Raw genomic sequence first — 23,932 nt, forward strand, 5'->3', positions numbered from 1 at the left:
TTTCCATAGCGAAGGCTAACCTATTTGGGTGCACTTGCAAGGCCTTGCATTTCGACTGTCCCGCCGCGCCTTTCGCCGTAGAGACATGGCCCCGCAGATGCATTTCTGGCAAACCGCTGCCGATTTCCTGGGAGCGTCGAAGTATTGGCACTAATGCAAGCCTAAGCTAATGTCGACCGGTGGGCCGACGAGAGGGATACCTGCGCGTGAACGTTCAAAAACCCAAGTGGCGCCGCGCTGTCGCGCCGATCTTCGCTGTCGTCATCGCTGCTGGTGTGATGACCGCATGCGGTTCGGAACCGGCGACCGCGACCGAAGCCGCATCAACGACGATCAGCCACAAGTTCGGGGAGACAAAGGTTCCCGCCAACCCGAGCCGGGTGGTCACGGTCGGCTGGACCGACCAGGATTACGTGCTGCCGCTCGGTGTCGTGCCGGTGAGCACCCGCGAGTTCTCGGAGAACTACAACGATCTGCCATGGGTCAAGCAAGCCACCGACGACAAAGGCGTCACCACCTGGGGTGCCGACTCGATCGACTTCGAGGCGATCGCGGCGCAGAAACCGGACCTCATCCTCGCGATCTACGAGACGATCGACAGGGAAACCTACGATCGGCTGTCGCAGATCGCCCCCACGGTGATCCAGTCCGCCGACTACCCGGATGAGGAAACCCCCTGGGACGTCCAGTTGCTGACGACCGGCAAGGCACTCGGAAAAGAAGATGCGGCAAAGAAACTGGTGGGTGAGGTACAGGGCCGCATCGACGATGCGCGCAAATCCAATCCCGAGTTCGACGGCAAGACCCTGGTCGTCGACTTCGGACCGGCCGACGGGGGCCATTACCTGCTCGGGGCCAACGATCCGCGCCGGTCACTGTTCACCGCGCTCGGCTTCAACACGCAGGATGTGGTGGGTGACGTCAGCGAGGAGAAACTCGGGCTGTTGGACCGTGATGTGCTCTTCGTCAACGGTGCCACCAGGGATGAGCTGATCTCCTCCCCGGCGTTCGGTCGCCTCGGAGTGGTCCGCGACGGCCGTACCCTCTACACCAACTTCGAATCGAATCTGAGTGATGCGCTGACCTACAGCGGTCCGGATTCGCTGCTCTACGCGCTCGACGTGCTGACTCCACAGCTCGCGAACGCACTCAACGGACGCCCGGTGGCTGATCTCGCCGACGCCTGAGAGACAACCGCTTTCCGATGCCCCGCCGCTCTCAGCGGCGGGGCATCGGTGTCTCGCCCAACTGCTCGGCGATGAGCGGGCCCAACCGCTCGAGGACCTGGGAATCCATCAGCTCGGAGTGGCGGCAATCGAGTCCGACCACTCGTAGCTCCCCGGAGACATGGCTACGCCAACCACCGGAGGCGACGCCCATCAGATTCATTTCCAGTGTGGTCGCGTCCACGAAGAAGACATCACCGGAATAGGTGCCGTAGTCGGCGTTCGCAGTGAATCGCTCCGCGGCGACATAGTTCTCCACGACCATGGCGATCTGGTCATCGTCGAGTACGGTGACCGCATCGTCGGTGCCGCGTACCAGCGCCACCGCGTCCGCCACGGTCATCCTGACCTCCGGGTCCACCGCGAATCCCATCTCACGCAGCAGACCTGCCAGCACCGCGGGCGCGTCGAATTCCGCAGTCTCATCGACGATGTCGGTACGGGCGTCGAGCATGCCGACAAAGGTGACCTGACGGCCGCGTCGAGTGAGCTCCCGGGCCATCAACAGTGCCAGTGAACCGCCGAACGACCAGCCGAGCAGCCGCACGGGCCCGTCGGGGGCCGCCGCAACGACGGTATCGGCATACCGGGATGCCAGTTCCTCGATCGTGTCGGGCAACCCGGCACCGGAGAACAGTGGTGACTGCAGACCGTAGATCGGAACACCTTGCGGTAGGTAGCGCTTGAGGCCCGCGAACTGCCAACTGAGTCCGCTGGCCGGATGGACGCAGAACAACGGGGCGTCGGTTCCTGACGGACGCAACGGCAACAGCGGCGCAAGACTGTCCACCAAGGCGCCGCCCGCGTCCAGCCGCTCGTCGACCTCTGCCACGGTCGGCGCGACCATCAGCTCCGCCACCGGGATCTCGACCGCGAACACCCGCCGCAGTGCGGCTGCCAGCCTGACCAACAGCAACGAATGTCCGCCGAGGACAAAGAAATCATCGTCGATACCGGTGACACTGACCCCGAGCACAGTCGAGAACAGTTCGCACAGCTGCCGTTGCCGCTCGGTCGTAGGCGGCCGCCCGGAGCTCGAGCCGAGCTGCGGGTGCGGCAACGCCCGACGATCCAACTTTCCGCTCGGCGTGAGCGGAAACACCGACAACGCAACGAATGCCGCAGGCACCATGTGGCTGGGCAGTGTGGCCAGGGCATGTTCGCGCAACGCATCGGCTGTCACCTGTGGCGTGTCTGCTTCCGGCAGGTAATACGCGACCAGGCGGTCATCGCGGACCACGACGCGTGCCGAGGACACCGCCGGGTGGGTACCGAGCACCGCTTCGATCTCACCCGGCTCGATCCGAACACCACGCAGCTTGATCTGATCGTCGGACCGGCCGAGGTACTCCAGTTGCCCGTCGCGGCGCCACCGGACCACGTCACCGGTGCGGTACATGCGCTCACCGGTGCCGTACGGACACGCGACGAAGCGCTGCGCCGTGAGGTCCGATCGGTGCAGGTAGCCGTCGGCCAACTGCACACCGGCCAGGTACAGCTCGCCGGGAGCCCCGGCCGGGACCGGGTTCAAGTACTCGTCGAGCACGTAGGCACGGACATTCCATCCCGGTACGCCGAGGGCCACCGGACCGCCGTCGGCGGTCCAGCCCAGCACGTCCACCGCCGCCTCGGTGGGCCCGTACAGGTTGTGCAGCGGCGCGTCGGTGAACACGTCGGCGAACCGGGCCGCAAGCTCGGTGGGGAGCGCCTCTCCGCCGACGGTGACCCGGGTCAGCGATGTGCAGTGCGCCGCGCGTGCCTCCTCGAGGAACAGCTCGAGCATCGAAGGAACGAAGTCGATGGCCGTGATGCGCTGAGAGACAATGGTTTCAGCCAGGTAGCCGGGCTCACGATGGCCGCCTGATCTCGCCACGACCAGCGTGGCCCCGGTGCTCAGTGGCCAGAACACCTCCCATACCGACGTGTCGAAGCTGATCGGCGTCTTGACCAGCATGCGATCGGTCGCTGTCAACGGGTAGGCGTGCTGCAACCAGGCGATCCGGTTGACGATCCCGGCGTGCGCGACCGCGACGCCCTTCGGCCGCCCGGTGGATCCCGAGGTATAGAGCACATATGCCCAGGCCGCCGGATCGACCTCCGCAGGCGTCGGCGCGGCCGAACGCCCGCGTGCGCCGCGCACGACACCGGCATCGTCGAGCACCGTCACCGGCTTGGCATCGGAGACCATGTATGCCAACCGATCCGGTGGATACTCCGGGTCCAGCGGCAGGAACGCCGCGCCCGATCTGGCGACCGCCAGCAGCGCCACGATCAGTTCGACCGATCTGGGCAGGGAAACCCCCACCACCGCGCCAGGGTGTACACCCTGGTCCAGTAGTTGCGCGGCCAGCCGGCCCGCCCACTGGTCGAGTTCCCCGTAGGTCAACTCCCGGCCCTCGTGGCTGACGGCGATCGCCGCCGGTGTCCGCTGCGCCTGTCGGGAGACCAATGCGCCCAACGACATCGACTCGACGTCACGGTGAGTCTGGTTGCGGGCGATGACCAGATCGTCGCGTTCGCCATGCCCCAGCAGTTCGATGGCGCCGACCCGGACCGTGTCGTTGCCCGCCACCACGCCGAAGATCGCGATGAGCCGCTGCGCCAGTGTCCGCACCGAGGACTCGTCGAACAGGTCGGTGGCGAATTCGGCCATGATGCCGGCGCTTTCGTCGCCCCGCTGGTCGATCAGGGTGAAGCCGAGATCGAACATCGCTGCCGACACCTCGGGTTCACACCACTGTGTCGGTAAGCCGAACATGTCGCTGTCCGAGTCGTCGCGCAGGTGGTAGCCGATGAAGAGGTTGAACAGCGGGTTGCGGCCCGCCACCCGCGGCGGGTTCAGCTCCTCGACGAGGCGCTCGAACGGCAGGTCCTGGTGGGCGAACGCCGCCAGGTCCGCCGTCCGGAGCCTGCCCAGCAACTCGGCGAACGACGGATTGCCCGTCAGGTCCGCCCGCAGGACGACAGTGTTGACGAAGAAGCCGATCACCTCGTCGAGCGCGGCATCGTCGCGACCCGCGACCGGTGTGCCCACCACGATGTCGTCACCCGCCCCGAGCCGGTGCACGAGGACCGCGACGGCGGCATGCAACACCATCAGCATGCTCACCTGGTGTGCGCCGGCCAATCCGCGCAACGCCACCGCGATTTCGGGCGGCACGTCGATGCGGACCGTGCCGCCCGCACCGCTGGGTCTGGCAGGTCGGGGCCGGTCGGTCGGCAGCGTCATTTCGTCGGGTGCGCCGGACAGCGCGGCACGCCAGAACTCTCGTTGCGACTCGCCGACGGCCGCCAGCAGCTCGCGCTGCCACAACGTGTAGTCCGCGTATTGCACCGCCAGATCGGGCAACCGAGCGCCGGCGCCGTCGCGCCGCGACCGGTAGGCCCTGTCGAGATCGACCACGAACGGGGTGTCCGACCATTCGTCGGTTGCGATGTGATGCAGCAGCAACGCGACCGTGTGATCGTCTGTGCCGGCCCGGAACACCTGTGCCCGCAGCGGGATCTCGGTGCTGAGGTCGAAGCGGTACTCGACAGCGGCGGCGACGGCGGCCGCCGTGTCGGCCTCGGCACAGTCCACGAGGTGCAGCGGTGGCCGCGTTCCGCGTGGCAGGATCCGCTGGTGATACACGCCGTCGCGCTCTTCGAAGATGGTGCGCAGCGACTCGTGCCGATCGACGACGTCGGTCAGCGCGTCGTGCAGGGCGTCGATATCCAGCGGGCCCCTGACCCGAAAGACCAGCGGATAGTTGTAGGCCGTACCGGTTTCCCCGAGCCGATCGAGTATGAGCAGGCGCTGTTGCGCCGGTGATGCGGGCAGACGCTCCGGCCGCGGCCCGGCAACGAGTACCGGTCTCGCCACGACACCGCCGGGCGGTTCGGAGGCCAGGTGCGGTGCGAGCGCGGCGATGGTTCGGGCGTTGAACACGTCCTCGAGAGACAGTTCGTGGCCCAGCTCGGCGCGCACCCGGCTGATCAACCGGATCGTCAGCAGGGAATGCCCACCCAGCTCGAAGAAATCGTCGTCGATACTGACCGCTTCGACACCGAGAATCTCACCGAACAGGCCACATAACGTCTCCTCGACCGGAGACCTCGGTGCCCGGCCTGCGCTCTGCCGGCCCGTCACCGCCACCTCGGGCAGGGCGCGGGTATCGAGTTTCCCGTTGTCGGTGAGCGGGATCTCGTCGAGTGTGGCCAGCGCACTCGGCACCATGTAGCCCGGCAGCGTGCCAACCAGGTGGGTCCGCAGCTCGCCGATCAGATCCTGGGGTGCCCCCGCGGCCGCCACCACATAACCCACCAGACGGTGCGAGCCCGCGGTCACCGGATCGGGGCGGGCGATCACCGCGGCCTGCGCAACACCGGGATAGGCGGTCAGCGCAGCTTCGATGTCGCCGAGTTCCACCCGGTACCCACGGATCTTGACCTGATCGTCGGTGCGACCGAGGAAGTCGAGATTGCCGTCGGGCCGGCGCACCACGAGATCACCGGTCCGATACATGCGTCCCGGCCCGTACGGGTTCGCGACAAAGCGGCCCGCACTGAGCGCCGGCTTGCCGAGGTAGCCCCGGGCCAGGCCCGCACCGGCGATATAGAGCTCACCGGAGACCCCGTCGGGCACCGGCCGCAGCCAGCTGTCGAGGATGTGTGCCCTGGTGTTCCAGATCGGCTTGCCGACCGTCGGTGACGCACTGTCGTCGGTGCCCCCGCCAAGGGTGTTGATGGTGTATTCAGTGGGGCCGTACAGGTTGTAGCCGTACCAGAAATCACTGTCGCGCAAACGGTTCCACACCGTTGCCGACACGGCCTCACCGCCGAGCAGTACCAGCACCGGCGGGTGACCGCCGGCATCGAGCAGCCCCTCCTCGAACAACACTGCCGCATATGTCGGCGTCACGTTGACAACGTCGATCTCACGGGCGTGGCAGTACTTCACCAGCGCGGTGGCGTCGCGGCGCAGCATCTCGTCGCAGATGTGGACTTCGTGACCTTCGATGAGCCACAACAGTTCTTCCCAGGACATGTCGAAGGAGAACGACACGGTGTGGGCGATCTTGAGCCGCCTGCCGCCGGCCTTGGCGATGGCCGGCGCGAACATCGCCTCGCGATGGTTGAGGTGCATGTTGGTCAACCCGCGATGCGGCGTGACGACACCCTTCGGTTTGCCGGTCGACCCGGATGTGTAGATCACATAGGCCGGCTGGTCGGGCCCGGGGGAGTACCCGTCCCAATCGGAGCGGACCGTCTTCAGCGTCGCCGACAGTTCTGGACCGTCGAGGACCACCACCGGGCCTGCACCGGACGTGACACCGGCGATACGTCCTGCCGTCGACCGGGTCGCCAGCACACACACCGGCCGCGCATCGGCGAGCATGACCGCCAGCCGATCGTCGGGATAGTCCAGTTCCAGCGGCAGGTAGGCGGCTCCCGCGCGCAGCACCGCGAACAATGCCACCACGGCGTCGATCGATCGTGGAACTGCCAGTGCAACAGTGCTTTCCGGTCCTATTCCACTGTCGCGCAGGAACCACGCCAGCCGGTTGACGCGAATGTTGAGCTGGTGGTAATCGACACGCTCGTCGCCGCAGACCAGCGCGGTCAGTTCCGCGGACCGACCGGCCCGGTCCGCGAGCAGGTCCATGACCGTCGCGGCAGGCAACTCGTGGTCGGTTGCGGCGTCGCGGGTGGCCATCGCGTCGCGCTCGGCCGGGAGCACCAGTTCGAGCGCGGCCAATGGGGTCTGCCCGCAATCGGTTTCACTCAGCTGGAGCAGCACCTGGCGCAACCGGTCCAGCAGGTTCTGGGCGTACGGGCGGTCCACCACATCCGGGCGGTACTCGAGCTTCACCCACAGGCGCCGGCCGGGGGAGGCGACCCAGGTCAGCGGGTAGTGCGACGCATCGATCGAATCGTGCCCGACGATGCCGTGTTCGGTCTCCATGTCGGTGAACGTGTCGTCATCGAGGAAGTTCTGCAGCACGTACAGGCTGTCGAACAGTGCCCCTCCACCCGCCAGGGCGCCGTTGTCCCGGTCGGCCGCGACCAGTGCCCGCTGGATGTCGCCGAGTCCGAGGTACTCGTGATCCATCAGGTTCAGACGGTCGGTTTGGACCGCGCCCACGGTGTCGGTCACCGAGCGGGCCGGGTCGAGGCGGACCCGGGTGGGCACGGTGTTGAGGAACAGCCCGATCACCGAATCGATGCCCTCGAGGTCGGTGGGCCGTCCTGCCACCGTGGAGCCGAAAACCACATCTTCAGAGCCGGTTTCGTAGGCCAGTACCAGCGCCAGTGCGGTGCTGATCATCGCGTTCAGCGTGACCCCCGCGGCGCGGGCCGCGGTGGTCAGCGCCGCTGACTGTTCCTCGGTGAGCGTGAAATCGAGACGCAACGCCAATGTCGGAGCGGTGCCCGCCGCGGCGGGCACCAGCAGCGTGGGTGCGGGAAGATCGTCCAGGGCCGCCACCCAGTGCCGCGCCGACTCGGCCCGATCCCGATCGGTCAGCCACCGCAGGTAGTCGGTGAAATCCACGGTGGGCTCGGGCACATTCGCCCGGTGGCCGTGCCGAGCGGCGGTGTACTCGGCGAACAACTCGCGGAGCAACTGTTCGCGAGACCACCCGTCCAGTAGCAGGAAGTGGTAGCTGAAGATCAGCCGGTCATGGTCGCCGGTCCGGATCACCGTCATCCGCGCCAGGGGCGGGGCGGTGAGGTCGAACGTGCGCAACCGGTCATCGGCGGTGAGCTGGGCGACCCGATCGGACAGCGGCGCCGGCTCCAGCCCGGTCAGGTCGACCACCTGCGGCTCGCACACCGGATCGGCCGCGATGACGGCCACCGGTTGCGGCAGGTCGTCGGCATAGAAACCGGACCGCAGCACCGTGTTTCGTTGCATCACCGTGGTGTAGGCACTGCGCAGCGCCCCGACATCGATCGGTTCGGCGAAGTCGAACACGTTCTGCACGATGTAGACCGCGGCGGCCGCGTAACGCGCCTGGAAGTACACCCCCTCCTGCAGCGGTGACAGCGGCCAGATGGTCTGCACATCGACGGGTGCCGCCGCGGTGACCCGGTCGATCTCCTGCTGGGACAGCTTGACCAGCGCCACGTCGGACGGTGTCAGCGCGGCCGACGCATCCGCGGCGGCGGCCATGGCGCCCAGTTCCCGCAGTGCGGCAACCCAACCTGCTGCCAGGTCGGCGACCGCGTCCGCACTCAGTTCACCGTCCGCATAGGTCAACGTCGCACGCAGCCGCGGGCCGTCGACGGTTTCGTCGCAGATCGCGTTGATCTCAACCAGATACGGCGTGCCCAGGTCCGGGTCGGGCCCGGTGCGCAGCGCGTCGACCTCCGGTGCCGACGCCCAGTCGTCTGCGGCGTCGGCGGCCCAGCGCCCCAGGTAGTTGAACAGCAACTGGGGTGCGGGTAGGCGGCCGAGCGCGGCAGCGGTTCGGGGGTTGCAGTAGCGCAGTTGACCGAACCCGAGTCCACCGTCAGGCGCGGCGCGCAGCCGTTCCTTGACCTCTTTGAGGACGCCCAGGTGGTCGGCCGCATCGGCGGAGTTGATCGCGGGCAGCCGGACCGGTGCGATCGAGGTGAACCAACCGACGGTCCGCGACAGGTCCAGTTCCGCACCCCACCCGTCGCGGCCATGCCGCTCCAGGTCGAGTACAAGCGGCGCATCCGGTACGCCGCCGCGCGCGGCACGCCAGCGGGTTGCCGCCAGATGCAGGGCTGCCACCAGAGTTTCGGTCACGTCAGCGTTCGCCGCGGCCGGGACGGTGGTCAGCAGGGGCACCGTTTCCGCTGCGGTGAGGCGTACCTCGTGTTCCCGGGTGTCACCCACCGTCAGTGTCACGACATTGGCCTGCGGGTCGAGCTCGCCACCCGGCGTCAGTACCGAGGTCCAGTGCTCGAACTCGGTGAGCCGCGCGGCATGCTGGGCGTTCTCGTTGACGGTGCGGGCATAGGACCGGAGCGAGGTGGTGACCGGTGGCAGGACGATGCGTTGCCCCGCCATCGCCTGGCGCGAGGCTTCGGCCAGGTCGTCGATCAGGATGCGCCAGGACACCCCGTCGACGGCCAGATGGTGCGCAACCAGCACGAGCCTGCCCTGGCGGTCGGGTCCGAGGTCGAACCACACGGCGGCCACGATCACGCCCGCCTCGGGGTCCAGCCGGTCGGCGGCGGCATCGGACTGCTCGCTGATGGCGGCGTGCAGCTGATCGTCGTCCAGGCTGCCGGCCGCCACCCGGGTCACCGAAATCGCCGCTTCCGCCGTGGTTTCCAGCGACCACAGCATCGGTGCCGGGCGGTGCAGCCGGATCCGTAACGCGTCGTGACGCCCGATAACGGCGTTGATCGCCGCTTCGAGCTGCTGGGTGGTCAGCCCCGCGGGGGTGCGCAACAGCTCGGCCTGATTCAACCGTGTCACGGAGCCGCCGAGTTCGGCGAGACGCTGCACGATCGGTGTCAGCATGACCTCGCCCAGATCGGGACCCGGGTCGTCGGATGCGGTGCTGTCCGCGGCGGGCACACCGGCTGCCTCGGCCAGGGCGGACGGCGTCCGCTGGATGAAGACCTGCTGCGGGGTGATCCGCACGCCGTGGCGTCGCGCCCGGTTGACGAGCTGGATCGCGACGATGCTGTCGCCACCCACGGTGAAGAAGTCGTCTTCGAGACCCACCTCGGTACCGAGGATCTCGGTGCACAGCGATGCGAGCAGTGCTGCGGTGTCGGCAGGGGCGCTGCCGGCGGCAGGTTGCGGAGTCGGCGCCGGCGCCGGCGCCGGTAGGGCCGACCGGTCCAACTTCCCGTTGACGGTCAGGGGTAGCGCGTCGAGCGTCACCAGTGCCGACGGCACCATGTAGTCGGGGAGTCGTTGTGTGAGTTCCGTTCGAAGTCCGGCGATATCGAGGTGCTCGGGGCCGACGAGGTACCCGATCAGCCGGGCGCGCCCGGTGTCGTCGCGGCGCACATCGGCTGCCGCATTGGACACGCCGGGCAGGGTGGCCAGCGCCGACTCGACCTCACCGAGCTCGATGCGGTATCCACGGACCTTGACCTGCGCGTCGGACCGGCCGAGGTAGACGAGTTCTCCGGTGTCTGTCCACATCGCGGTATCACCACTGCGGTACAGCCGTTCACCGTCGGCGTCGAAGGGGTTCGCCACGAATCGTGACGCGGTCAGGCCCGCCCGGCCGGCGTAGCCGCGTGCCACCTGCCCGCCCGCGATATACATCTCGCCCACCACGCCGGCGGGCACCGGCTGGAGATTGTTGTCCAGCAGATGGATTCGCAGCCCGGGGATGGGCCCACCGATCACACTGTCGGCTTCGGCGGTATCGGCAGGCTCGAGCGCGCGGACCGAGACGTGTACGCAGGTCTCGGTGATGCCGTACATGTTGACCAGTCGGGGAGTGTTGGCGGCGTGCCGCTCGTACCAGGGTGCGAGCCTCCCGACGTCGAGCGCCTCTCCACCGAAGATCACATAGCGCAGGGCGAGATCCGGTTGCAGGCGCCGGTCCGCCTCGATCAACGGGTAGAACGCCGACGGGGTCTGGTTGAGCACGGTGACCCGCTCGGTCGCCAGCAGTTCGGTGAAGCGGTCCGGATCGCGCGCCACGTCCTGCTCGACGATCACCAGCCGGCCGCCGTGCAGCAACGGTCCCCACAGCTCCCAGACCGAGAAGTCGAACGCCGCGGAATGGAACATCGTCCAGACGTCGTCCGGCCCGAAGTCGAACGGCGCCACGGCGCTTGCGGCAGTGCCGGCGAACAACGCGGCAACATTGCGGTGGGTGACCGCAACGCCTTTGGGCACACCGGTGGAGCCGGAGGTGTAGATGACGTAGGCGGTGTTGTCAGCCGATATTGCGGCCGGCGTGGGCCGTAGCGTCTCCGGCCGTTGGGCGGCCTCGGTCAGGAGGACCTGCGGGACATCCGAATCCGGCAGGTGGATGTCGACATTGGTCAGGACACACACCGGTGCCGAGTCATCCAGGATGTGCTTAAGGCGTGCGGGCGGCGAGTGGATGTCGAGCGGCACATACGTGCCGCCGGCCTTGATCACCGCGAGCAGCCCGACGATCAGATCCGCCGACCGCCCAAGCGCGACCGCCACGCGGGATTCCGCTCGCACACCGCGCTCGGTGAGCGTGGCAGCCACCGCCGATGCGCGCGCATCGAGATCTGCGTACGTGAGGCGGTCGGCACCGCAGCCGACCGCGACGGCGTCCGGTGATCGGCGCACGGCCGCGGCGAAGATGTCGTCGAGGGTGCGGTCCGGACCAGGCCGGGACTGTCCACCTGCGACGAACTCGAGCTCGGCCGCAGTGCGCAACTCGATACCGCTGACCGGGTGGTCGGGATGCTCGGCGAACACGCCCAGGATGCGCTCCACCCGTTCGGCATAACGGTCGGCCTGGGTGCCGGTTACCACGGCCGCGTCGTACTTGATCTCGAGGGCGAGCTCGTCGTCGACGTAAGCCACGAAAGACACCGGGTAGTGCGGGGAATCGGTTCCGGTGAATCCGCGGAACTCGACGGCGCGGGGGTCGGTGTGCGTGGCCGAGCTGGTCGTCGGGAAGTTCTCGACCACCACCATGGTGTCGAAGAATTCCCGGACGCCGGCGAGCCGCGCCAACTCGGCCAGTCCGAGTTGCTGCGCATCGAGCAGCGCGCTCTGCTGGTTCTGCAGATCCACCAGGGTCGACGCCAGCGTGCTGTCCCGATCCCACGACATCGGCACCGGAATAGTGTTGATCAACAGCCCGACAATGGAATCGGTGCCGGCCAACTCACCGCCGCGGCCCGAGACGGTGGATCCGAACACCACCCGGGTGCGGCCGAGAAGCCTGCCCAGCAGCAGCCCCCAGGCACCGTGCAGCACCGTCCCGACGGTGAGGCCGCGGTCGCGGGCCGTCCGGATCAGCGCAGCGGTCAGGTCGGGTGACAACCGGCGGACGACGCTTCGATGCTCGCCCACGGTGTGCCCTTCGGTCCGCGGGAGCAGCGTGGTCGGTTCGATACGGGCCAGCGCGGTCGCCCACGCTTGACGGGCCGAGTCGCGGTCACCACCGGTGACGGCCTCGACGTGGTCGCGCAGGGTCACGGTGACCGCTCGCGGTCCGGTGCCGACACCGATGGCCGCGTTGTAGAGGTCGACGACGTCGCCGAACAACACCGGATATGACCAGCCGTCGGCGATGATGTGATGCATCGTCTGGATCAACCGGTAGTCATCGACACCCGACCGCACCAGCGTGTACCGCACCAGCGGCGCCTCGGACAGCGCGAACGGGCGTGACAACCGCGCTGCGGCAATGTCTTCCACAACGACGTCATCGCCATCGACGACCTCGAAATCGACGGGGATCTCCGACCAGATCACCTGGGCGAGCCTGCCGTCGGAAAGTTCCTGGAAGCCGGCCCGTAGCGCCTGGTGACGCTGCATGACCGCAGCCAGGCTCGAGCGCAGCGTTTCCGGGTCCACCGGGCCGGACAGTTCGGCGATCTGCTGCACGCGGTAGGTGTCCACCTGTGATTGCTGCGGGTCGGCGCCGCCGAAAACGTTGTGGAAGTACATGCCCTCCTGTAGGGGCAACAACGGCAGCACGTCGTCGATTGCGCCGCTCTGCTCCCACTCGTCGATATCGGCCTGGCTGATGTCGATCAACCCGAAGTCCGACGGCGTGTGCCCGGTCAGCTCCTCACACCGGGTCAACGCCTCGAGCACCTGGGCCCACATCGACGCCAGTTCGGTGACATCGTCGGTGTCGAGCAAGCCGCCCGGCCATGCCAACGCCATCGTGAGTACCGTGCCGTCGGGCCGGTCCTCGGCAAGTGCGTTGATCTCCAGTGCCACCGCGGGATTGCTCGGGTCCACGCCCTCGCTCAGCGCGCCGATTCCTGCGACCGGCTGCCAGTCCTTGCCGCCTCCTCCGGAGAACCGGCCGAGGTAGTTGAACAGGATCTGCGGCGGCTTGCCGCGTAGCGGTTTCGTGTCGTCGAGATAGCGCAGCGCGCCGTAGCCCAGGCCACGGCTGGGGATTGCGCGCAGTTGGTCCTTGACCGCCTTGGTCGCCGCCGCCAATTCCGGACCGGCGCCGAGGACCTCGTCCCAGGTCAGCCTGCCGGGATCGACACATGCCGGATAGATCGCGGTGAACCAGCCGATGGTCCGCGACAGATCGAGATCGCCTGCCACCAGCTCGGATTCGCGCCCGTGCCCCTCGATGTTGAGCAGCGCGGCGCTGTGACCCGGATGCCCGCGGTCCGCACGCCACTGCGCCAGCGCCACTGCGAGCGCCGTGAGCAGTACGTCGTTCACGCCACCGAACATCGCGGCAGGAACCGACGCCAGCAGCGCCGTGCTGACCTCCGCCGACAACGACACCTGATGGCTCTTTACGGTTGCGGCGGTGTCGACTTCGGGGTCCAGCGGTCGGATCCCGAGATCGGGATCAGGGGTGGCCAGCACCTCGTTCCAGTATCCGGTCTCGGCGAAACGCGTCGCCGCGATGGCTGCCGACCAGGTTCGGAATGAGGTCGGTACGGCATCGAGTGTGGCCGGCCGCCCCTCGGTGAGGGCGTCCCAGGCGCGGGCCAGATCCTCGGCGATGATGCGCCAGGACACCCCGTCGATCACCAGGTGGTGGATGACGAGCAGCAGCTGGCCGCTCGCGCCCGGAGTGTCGAACCACACCGCGCGGACCATGGTGCCGTCCTGCGGTGCGAGTTCGGCGGCCGCGCCGGCCTTGGCCTCCTCGATGCCCGCAGCGCTGAGTCCGCCGGGGTGGACGGTGAGCGTCACCGGTTCGGCGGTTTCCGGCACGGTCAACGTCCAGCCACCCTCGGCAACCTCGAGCCGGGCGCGCAGCATGGCGTGGGTGTCGACGACGGCCCGCACCACCAGTTCGACGGATTCAGCGCTGATTCCGGCAGGCGTGGCCAGCACCATCGCCTGGTAGAAGTTCGTCAGCGGGGTGCCCGCCAGCCTCGTCTCGGCGAGCATCGGAGTCGCGGTCACCGCCCCGACGCCCGTATCGGGCGCGGCGGTGTGCACCGGGGCGGTGCTCCCGGCCGCGGCGGCCAGCGCGGCGACACTGCGGCGGCGGAACACGTCGCGCGGCGAAATGGCCAGCCCGGCCTTGCGCGCCCGGCCGCACACCGCGATCGAGGAGATGCTGTCACCGCCGAGGGTGAAGAAGTCGTCGTCCACGCCGACGCCGTCAATGCCCAGCACTGCGGCGACGATCTCGAGCAATGTCGATTCGGCGGCGCTACGCGGTTCACGCGTGGCCGCGCGGGTGGCCGCAACGGGTTCGGGCAAGGCAGCCACATCCAGCTTGCCGTTGATGGTCAGCGGCAGTGCCCCGACGATGCCGTACCGCGTCGGCACCATGTAGCCGGGCAGGACATCGGCCAGGTGGGCGCGTAGTCCGGTGATGAAGTCCGCTTCGTCGGCTCGTGGTGTCGTCGGAATCACGTAAGCAGCAAGTGTTTTCACCGGGGGAGTGGACCCGTCGGGCCGGGCCACGACTGCGCAGCGCGCGACCCCTGCTGCGGTCGCGAGGACAGATTCGATCTCGCCGAGTTCGACGCGGTAACCGCGGATCTTCACCTGATCGTCGGCACGGCCGAGATAGTCGAGGATTCCGGGTTCGGCACTGCCGGGACGCAAGCGCACCAGGTCACCTGTGCGGTACATCCGGCCGCCCGGGACGTAGGGGTCGGCGACCATGGCGGCGGCTGTCAGACCCGCGCGGTGATGGTAGCCGCGGGCCAAGCCGATGCCGGCGATGTAGAGCTCACCGGTGGCGCCGTCGGGCACCGGCCGCAGCGCAGCGTCCAGGATGTAGCCCCTGGTATTCCAGATCGGCCGGCCGACAGTGGGTGTCACACTGTCGTCGGTGCCGCCGCCGAGGGTGTTGATGGTGTACTCGGTCGGGCCGTAGAGGTTGTAACCCGCCGATTCGGGATGATCACGCAGTGTTGACCACACGCCGTCACCGACGGCCTCACCGCCCAACAGCACCAGCGCGGGCGGGTGGCCGCTGTCCGCATCGCCCAGCAGTCCGGAGTCCAGTAGGTGGTGTGCGTACGTCGGGGTGACGTTGATGACGTCCACGCGATGCTCGTGGCAGTAGGCGACCAGGGCAGGCGCATCGCGGCGCAGTTCCTCGTCGCAAATGTGCACCTGATGTCCTTCGACGAGCCAGAACAGCTCCTCCCAGGACATGTCGAAGGAGAACGACACGGTGTGCGCGATGCGCAGTGGGTCGGGCGACGCGGCCCGTCGCACCGTCGGGTCGAAGATCGCCTCGCGGTGGTTGAAGTACATGTTCGTCAAGCCCGCATACCCGGTGAGTACGCCTTTCGGTACCCCGGTCGAACCCGAGGTGTAGATCAGGTACGCCGGATGTCCCAGACGCGGTTCACCCGAGGCGAAATCGCCGAGTTCGTCCGCGCTCAACGGCTGACGTGGGGTTTCTGCCAGGGCGGCAACGGTTTCCGGATCGTCGGCGGTGATGACCCGGCTGCCGTGGCGGCGCGCACAGTCGATCAGCTCGGTGTGGTCACCGGTGGTCACCAGCAGAACCGGCCGCGCGTCATCGACGATGGTCCGCAGGCGTTCGATCGGGAGGTCCAGTTCCAGCGGCAGGTAGGCCGCGCCTGCGCGCAGCACCGCGAACAACGCGACGACCATGTCGATGGAACGCGGCAACGCCAGTGCCACGAACGTCTCCGGGGCCGCACCGTGCCGGCACAGGTAGCGGGCCATCCCCGACACCCGCTCGTCGAACTCGCGGTAGGTCACCGACTCCGATCCGAAGACCAGTGCGATGTCTTCCGGGATCAGTTCGGCGCGACGGGCCAGCAGTTCGGCGATGGTGACCGGCTCGACCGGTCGAGTGGTCGATGACCACCGCCGCTCCAGCTCGGTGCGCCGGGTCCGGTCGACCAGGTCGACGGCGCCCACCGCCACGTCGGGTTGTCCGGCGATGGTCGTCAGTACCGTCTGCAGCTGCCCGACCATCTCGGCTGCCCGCGCATCACCGATCACGCGGTGCTCAAGTTTGATCGTCAGTTCGGCGCCCGGGGTCAGTACCCAGGTCAGCGGGAAGTGGGTGGTGTCGTGATAGCTGACACCGACGATGCCGTGCCGCGCCTCGAGGTCGGTGAACGTATCGTCGTCGAGGAAGTTCTGCAGCACCAACAGCGAATCGAACAGCGCGCCTGCGGAATCCCCTGCGGCCCGCTGGATCTGGCCGAGCCCGAGATGGTCGTGGCGCATCATCGAAATGCGTTGCTCGCCGATGTCACGGATCGCCGCCGAAGCGGGCTGTGCGGGCGACACGTCGACCCGCACCGGCACCGTGTTGAGAAACAGCCCGATCGTCTCGTCGATACCGACCAGTTCCCCCGGTCGTCCGGCGACGGTCGTGCCGATCACCACATCGGTGGTGCCCGCGTGGTAACCGGTCACCAGCGCCACCGCGGCCGTCACCACCGCGTTGAGGGTGACTCCATGGGCCGCCGCGCACGCGTTCAGTTGCTCGGTGACGTGACGGGGCACCGTCACCACGAGCCGCCCCGGCTCCTCGGCCGGGGTGGCGTCCGGATGGCCGGGCTCCACACCGCTGGCCAGCGTCGGTCCGCCCAGGCCGGCCAACAGGTCGCGCCAGGCCACCGAGGCCCCTGACGTTTCCGGGTCCCCGTCCGCAGCCAGCCAATGCAGATGCCGCACCACCAGCTCGCCGTGGGGCTGCACCGCTCCGTGCCGGGCATCAGAGTCGTACAGCGCGAACAACTCCCGCAGCACCAGCTCGCGCGACCACCCGTCGAACAGCAGGAAGTGGTAGGTCAGGAGCATCCGGTCGCGACCACCGGGCAGCCGGATGACCGTGAGCCGAAGCAACGGCGGTGCGGTGACGTCGAACGGCGTGCGGCGATCGGCGTCGACGATGCGCTGTGCGGCGTCGTCGGATTCGTGGTCGGACAGGTCAAGGACAGTGATGTCGGACGGCGGATCGGTGATCACCACCTGCGCGAGCGCGGTCGCGCCTGCCACCGGCTCGGCCTCGACGTGCTCGACGGTGTGGAAGCCGACCCGCAACTGCGGATGCCTGCTCAGCAGCGCGGTGAAGGCGCGCTGCATCGCGTCGAGTTCGATCCTGCGGTCGAACTCGAACGTGTTCTGCGCGATGTACGTGGGCCCCGAATCGGCAAGGGTGCTCTGGTAATAGACGCCCTGCTGCAGCGGTGACATCGCCCAGATGTCCTCGACCGCACCGGTCGAGCACATCCGTTCGACCGTCTCGGGCGACAGCCGTACCGTGCTGAACGGCACGATCGGCTCACCGGCCTGCTCGAGGCCGTGACCCACGGTGTTGTCGCCGAGCAGGGCGGCCACTCCGATGGCGCTGCGACCACGGAAGATGTCCTCCCCTGCGACGTGGTAGCCCGCGCGCGCCAACCGGCTGGTGACTCGGATGGCGGCGATGCTGTCACCGCCCATGGCGAAAAAGTCCGCGTCGGCGCTGACGCTGTCGCGGCCCAGGACACCGGCCAGCACCTCGAGGATTGCACGCTGCACCTCGTCGGCAGGGGCCACCATCGCGTCCCCACCCGGCCTCGTCGCGCCGATCAGTGCACGCAGGGCCGCGGTGTCCCGCTTGCCGTTGGGCAGCAACGCAATCGCGTGGACCGCCTGGATGGAGCTCGGCACCAGGTGCCGAGGCAGCTCCGCGGCGACGCTCTCGAGCACAGCCTCGGGCCCGGGGGATTCCGGGTCGAGCACCACGAAAGCCGCCAGCACCGTCCCGTTGCCGATGACAGCCGCGTCGCGCACACCGGGTCGGCGGGCCAGCGCGGCCTCGACCTCACCGGGTTCGACGCGGTGCCCGTTGATCTTGAGCTGGCCGTCCGCGCGTCCGGCGAAGGTCACCTGCCCGTCGGGCAGCAGTGCCCCGAGATCACCGGTGCGGTACATCCGCTGACCATCCGCGGCAGCGACGAACCGGCTCGCGGTCTGACCGGCCCGATGCAGATAACCGCGGGCCAATTGCCTGCCGCCGACGTAGATCTCGCCGATCACTCCGGGCGGTAGGTCGGCCAGCCTCTCGTCGAGGATCCGGATGGTCACACCGGGCACCGGGACGCCGAGGGTGATGCCCGCATCGTCCTGCACGCCGGCGAGGACGTCACCGGCGACTTCGGAGGATCCGTAGGAGTTGATCAGTTCTGCGCTCGGGCAGGCTGTGCGCAGCGCGGTGACGTGTGCTGGTTCCAGCGGTTCGCCACTGAGGATCCAGCGGTGGAGCGCCGCGATGTCCGTGGCGTGCTCATCGGCGAGCGCAGCGGCCAGCGACGGCACCGCGACCAGCTGACCGACATCGTGGGTGGCGACCAGTTCGGCGAGGCGGCGTCCGTCGCGGACCTCGTCGTCGCCGGCGAGGATCGTGCGGGCGCCCGCGGCCAGCCCGGCGAGCAGCTCGGTGGTGCCGTCGATGAACGACAGTGAACTCTTGGCGACCCGGACGGCTGCGGGCCAGTCAGTCATCGCCCACGCCAGCCGGTTCGCCAGGGCGCCATGGGTTCCCACCACGGCCTTGGGTTCTCCGGTGGATCCTGAGGTGTAGAGCACCGACACCGCATCGGCCGGGCCGACCGGGACGGGGGTGAACCCGTCGCCGCGGTCCGCTCTGTCGGTGGCCGACAGTGTGACGGTGCCCTCGGGCAGCAGCCCGGACACCGCGGCGCGGCCGGCCGCGTCGACAATGACCGCACCGGGGCGTGCGTGGTGCAGCATGAATTCGATGCGGGCGCGGGGATACGAAAGGTCCACCGGCAGATAGGCGGCGCCGGCGGAAATGGTGGCCCACATCGCGGCGACCAGATCGGCCGACCGGGTCATCGCCAGTGCCACCACGTCGCCGCGTCGCACACCGGCCTCGGTGAGTTCACGGGCGAACGCGGCTGCGCGGGCATCCAATTCGGCGAATGTCCACTCGGTGTCACCGGTGACAATCGCGGTTTCGTCGCGGTGCGCACGGATGGCGTCGGCGAGGAGCGCGGTGGTGGTCTCCGGCACGGGACCCGCGGTCTCCGGATCGGTCGGGTGTGCCAGCGCGATATCGCCGGACAGCACCGTGGGATCGGCCGCCAGGGCCGCCAGGACCTCGCCGAATGCACCGGCAGCAGCCTCGGCGAAGACGTCGGAGACGTGTTGACGGTCGTTGGTGACCGTCACGCTGATCGTGTCGCGGACCGTGATCATCAGCGTCAACGGATAATGCGGCGCCTCGACCACACCGATGTCACCCAACCTGAGGTCGCCGCGCGAATGCGTTGAGGCGCCGAGATTCTCGATCACCACCAGGGAGTCGAACAGTTCGCCGACGCCGGCCAGGCGGTGTGCCTCGGGCAACGGCAGGTGATGATGTTCGACGACATCGGATTCGATGCGGGCGAGCCGCGTCGCCACCTCGGCGCCGGTGTCGGTTCCAGACCAGCGCACGCGCACCGGCACGGTGTTGACCAGCAGGCCGACCATGGACTCGATGCCCTCGATGTCGCCGCCCCGGCCCGAGACGACGGTCCCGAAGACGACGTCGTCGCGGCCGGTCAGCCGGCCCACGGTGAGACCCCACGCGGTGTGCAGGAGGGTACCCACGGTGACTGCCGCGCGGCCCGCCGCGGAAGTTGCCGCGCTGCGGGGCAACAACGTCACGGTGCGGGTACCGAAGCCCGTCCCGGACTCCCGGCCGCGGGCCCCGTCCGCGATGGCCACCCGGGTGGGCTCGGCGATACCGTCGAGTACCGTGGCCCAGGCCGACTGATCGGCGGCCTCGTCACGGTCGCCGAGCCAGTCCACGAATCGGCCGAACTGCGGTGCCGGACGGTCGAAGTCGTCTCCTGTGTACGCGGTCAGCAGGTCGTCGAGCACGATCGGCACCGACCATCCGTCGGCAACGATGTGGTGCACCGTCTGGATCATGGTGTGCAGCTCGTCGGCGCGGCGGACCAGGGTGTAGCGGGTCAGCGGCGCCGCAGCGAGGTTGAACCGCCGGTTGCGTTCCCACTGGGCCCGCTGGGCGATGACCGCGGCCGGGTCAGCCGCGGTCCGCGCATCGACCACGTCGAAGTCCGGCGCGATGACCGCGGCGTGGACCGCGACCGGGGTGCCGTCGGACAGCGTCGTGAAAGCCGCCGACAGCGCCCGGTGCCGTGCGGCGACGGTCTCGGTGGCGCCCTGGAACCGTTCGATGTCGAGCGGCCCGGTGATGTCGACGATCTGTTGCACCACATAGGGATCGTGTCGGCGGCTGAAGGTGGAGTGGAAGTAGATGCCCTGCTGGGCCGACGTGAGCGGCAGGACGTCGGTCAGCCCCGGGTAGCGCCGTTCCAGCTCGGTGACGTCCTGCGGATCGAGGGTGACCGCGGAGAAGTCGGACACACTGTGCCCGCTGACATGCTCGCTGCCGGCGATCGTGGTGAGCAGCTCGCTCCAGTTGCGCGCGAGGGTGGCGATCTCCGATTCCGCGACCGCTCCCGAAGGCCAGCTGAAGGATGCGCGCAGCACAGGGCCCGCGGCGGTATTGACCGCTTCGGCGTTGATCTCCAGCAGCCGGGGGAGCGGCATGGCAGGGTCACGGTCCTCCAGGACCGCGACGTCATCGTCGGCAAACGCCCACGGGCGGTCGGGTGCATCGAACCGGCCCAGGTAATTGAACAGCACCTGTGGTGCGGCGGCGAGCTCCGCGGCGGCCGCGGGCAGGTAGCGCAATGCCCCGTAACTGAGCCCGTGCGACGGAACGGCGCGCAACTGATCCTTGACCGCCCGCACCGCCGCGCCCAGCTGCGGACCGCCGGAAAGTGCTGTTCGCCAATCGAAACCCGTGCCCCCGAGTGCGACGGGGTACAGCGTGGTGAACCATCCGACCGTGTTCGACAGATCGACGTCCCCGACGAGGTGTCCCTCGCGGCCGTGTCCCTCCATCTCGACCAGCAGGGTGCCGTCACCCGCGTGACCGCGGTCGGCGAGCCACTGCCGCAGCGCGAGGTACAGCGCCGTCACCAGAGCATCGTTGACGTGGCCGTGGATCCGGTTCGGTACCGCCGTCAGGAGCGTATCGGTAACGGCGGCGGGCAGTTCGACGGTCAGCCGGGACTCGGTGGCCACGGTGTCGCGGGTGGGGTCGAGCGGTCGGTCCCCCCACGGCTTTTCGGAGACGGCGCACACGTGTTGCCAGTAGTCGCGATCAGGTTCGAAGTTGCCCGTGGCCGTGGCGTCGGCCAGTTGCTGTGCCCAGGCACGCCACGAGGTGTTCTCGGCGGGAAGGTCGACACGCCCGCCCGTGGTGGCCAGCCGGTGGGCGGTGGCCAGATCATCGGCCAGGATTCGCAGGGACACCCCGTCGATGACGATGTGGTGCGCGATCACGACCAGCCTGCCCGGGGCCCCCCGGCGCCGGACCCAGCCGAACCCGGTCATGACCCCGTTCGCGGGGTCCAGGCGTTCGACGAGGCGCTCGGCGGTACGCGCGACGGCCGGCGCCAGGTCGTCGGCGCAATCCGTGGTGACAACCTCGAATTCCGGTGCCCTGTCAGCGATCTGCAGTTCGGCCGCGCCCGCGCCGGTCGACGCCCACAATGCGGGGTGGCGGCGCAACGTCGCGTCCAGCACGGTCCGCAAGGTGTCGCCGTCGAGGTCGGCCGGGGTGACCAGTGACATGCCCTGGTAGAAGCCGTTCAACACCGACGCGGAAGCACCCACCTCGTCGAGCCAGCGCAGGATGGGCGTGGCCGCCACGGCACCGGTCGGTCCGACCACGTCGATATCGGCATCGGCTCCCGACTCGACGAGTAGCGGGGCCAGGGCTGCCACCGTGCGGTGGGCGAACATGTCGCGTGGCCGCAGCGAGTACCCGTTGGCGCGAACCCGGCTGACCACCCGGATCGCGACGATGCTGTCGCCGCCGAGCGCGAAGAAGTCCTCGTCGACTCCGACGGCGGCGATGTCGAGGGCATCGGCGAAGGCCTGGCACAGCACCGTTTCTCGCGGAGTCCGCGGGGGACTGACCGTCCGGGACCGGGCCACCTCGGGTGCGGGCAAGGCCCGGCGATCGGTTTTGCCGTTGGCGGTGACCGGCACCCGGTCCAGTGCGACGAACATCTTGGGCACCAGGTATCCGGGCAGGCGGGTATGGCACCAGTCGGTGATCTCGCCGTGCAGTGCGGCGTCGTTGGCGGTGCCGTCGACCGTCACGACGTAGCCGACGAGCAGCTCGGCGCCGCCCTGGCGATGCACGTCGACGACGGCCTGCCGGACCGCGGGGTGATCGGCCAGCTGTGACTCGATTTCCTCGAGCTCGATCCGCCTGCCGCCGATCTTCACCTGATTGTCGGCACGGCCGAGGAACTCCAACGAGCCGTCAGCGGTCCACCGGGCCAGATCACCTGTGCGGTACATGCGAGAGCCGGTGTCGTCGAACGGGTTCGCGACAAACCGGGAGGCCGTCAGCGATGCCGCGTTGACGTACCCTCGGCCCAGCAGGAATCCGGCGGCGTACAGCTCGCCGCCGACTCCCGGTGGCACCGGACGCATGTCATCGTCGAGCACATACAGTTGGGTGTGCGGATTCGGCTTACCGATCGAGGTCGCGATCCGCTCGGCGGTGTCCCGGTAGATCACATGGGAGACACCGATTGTCGCCTCCGCAGGCCCGTATCCGTGGTACAGCGTGGTGGACAACTGGCGGCGGAATCGGGCGAACAGACCGGGAGTCAACACCTCACCGCCGCACCACACGTGACGCAACGAGGTCAGCGAACTGGGCGCACCGTCTGCCTGGGCGATCCGGTCGAGTTCCAGCAGGGTGTCGAGCATCGACGACACCAGGTAGACGAAGGTGACCTGCTCGGTCCGGATGAGCTCGAGCAGGTACTCGGGATCTTTCTCCCCATCGGGCACGGCTACCACGACCCTGCCGCCGCTGGCGAGCGGCAGCAGGATCTCGTTCACCGAGATGTCGAATGACAGCGGTGCTTTGAACAGCGACGCATCGGTGTGGTCGTGTTTGCCGAAGTGCAGGATCTGATCGCGCTGCCACAGCAGACGTTCGGCGATCGCCTCGTGCCGGATCATCGCGCCCTTGGGCTTCCCCGTCGAACCCGAGGTGAAGATGACGTAGGCAAGCTGAGTCGGCTGCACCTCGTTGACCGGCAGCACGGTCGGGGCCTCGGCGAAACGCCAGTCGGACAGATCGACGCGCAGCGTCGGGACGTCCCAGCCGGATTCGTCGTCGGTGGCGATGACCGCGGCGACCGCGCCGGAATCGGCCAGCACCTGGCCGCGCCGGTGCAGCGGCCAGGTCGGGTCGAGCGGCACGAATGCCGCCCCGGCGATCATGGCGGCCAGTACGCCGACGACCATTTCCGCCGAGCGGGGAACACCGATCGCCACAACGGATTCCGGGACGGCCTCGGTCACCGTGCGCACGGTGTGGGCCAGTTGGGCGACACGCTGTTCGAGTTCCCGGTAGGTCAGCCTGCGGTCGCCGTCGACGACCGCGATGGCGTCAGGGGTGGAGGCGCACTGGGCGGAGAACAGCGCCGGTACCGTTGACGTCGACTCCGGCGTCGAATGGTTGTTCCACTGTTCCAGAAGCTCAGTGATGTCCAATGCGTCTGCGGTCACG

Annotated in this window: 2 protein-coding genes; one reads left to right on the top strand and one right to left on the bottom strand. The window is 68.4% G+C overall.

Annotated features, from left to right (window positions below):
- Positions 1 to 278 precede the first annotated feature (278 nt).
- On the top strand, positions 279 to 1,187 hold the full coding sequence (locus M1247_RS00430) for an iron-siderophore ABC transporter substrate-binding protein (RefSeq protein ID WP_410506800.1): 909 nt from the start codon (positions 279 to 281) through the stop codon (positions 1,185 to 1,187).
- A 31-nt stretch (positions 1,188 to 1,218) separates the two neighbouring features.
- Here M1247_RS00430 and M1247_RS00435 read toward each other — a convergent pair whose 3' ends face one another.
- Positions 1,219 to 23,931: a non-ribosomal peptide synthetase gene (locus M1247_RS00435; protein WP_317154286.1), complete on the bottom strand. Its 22,713-nt coding sequence runs from the start codon at positions 23,929 to 23,931 to the stop codon at positions 1,219 to 1,221.
- Position 23,932: the final 1 nt, after the last annotated feature.

The organism is Mycobacterium appelbergii, assembly GCF_032883035.1.
Lineage (GTDB): Bacteria > Actinomycetota > Actinomycetes > Mycobacteriales > Mycobacteriaceae > Mycobacterium > Mycobacterium appelbergii.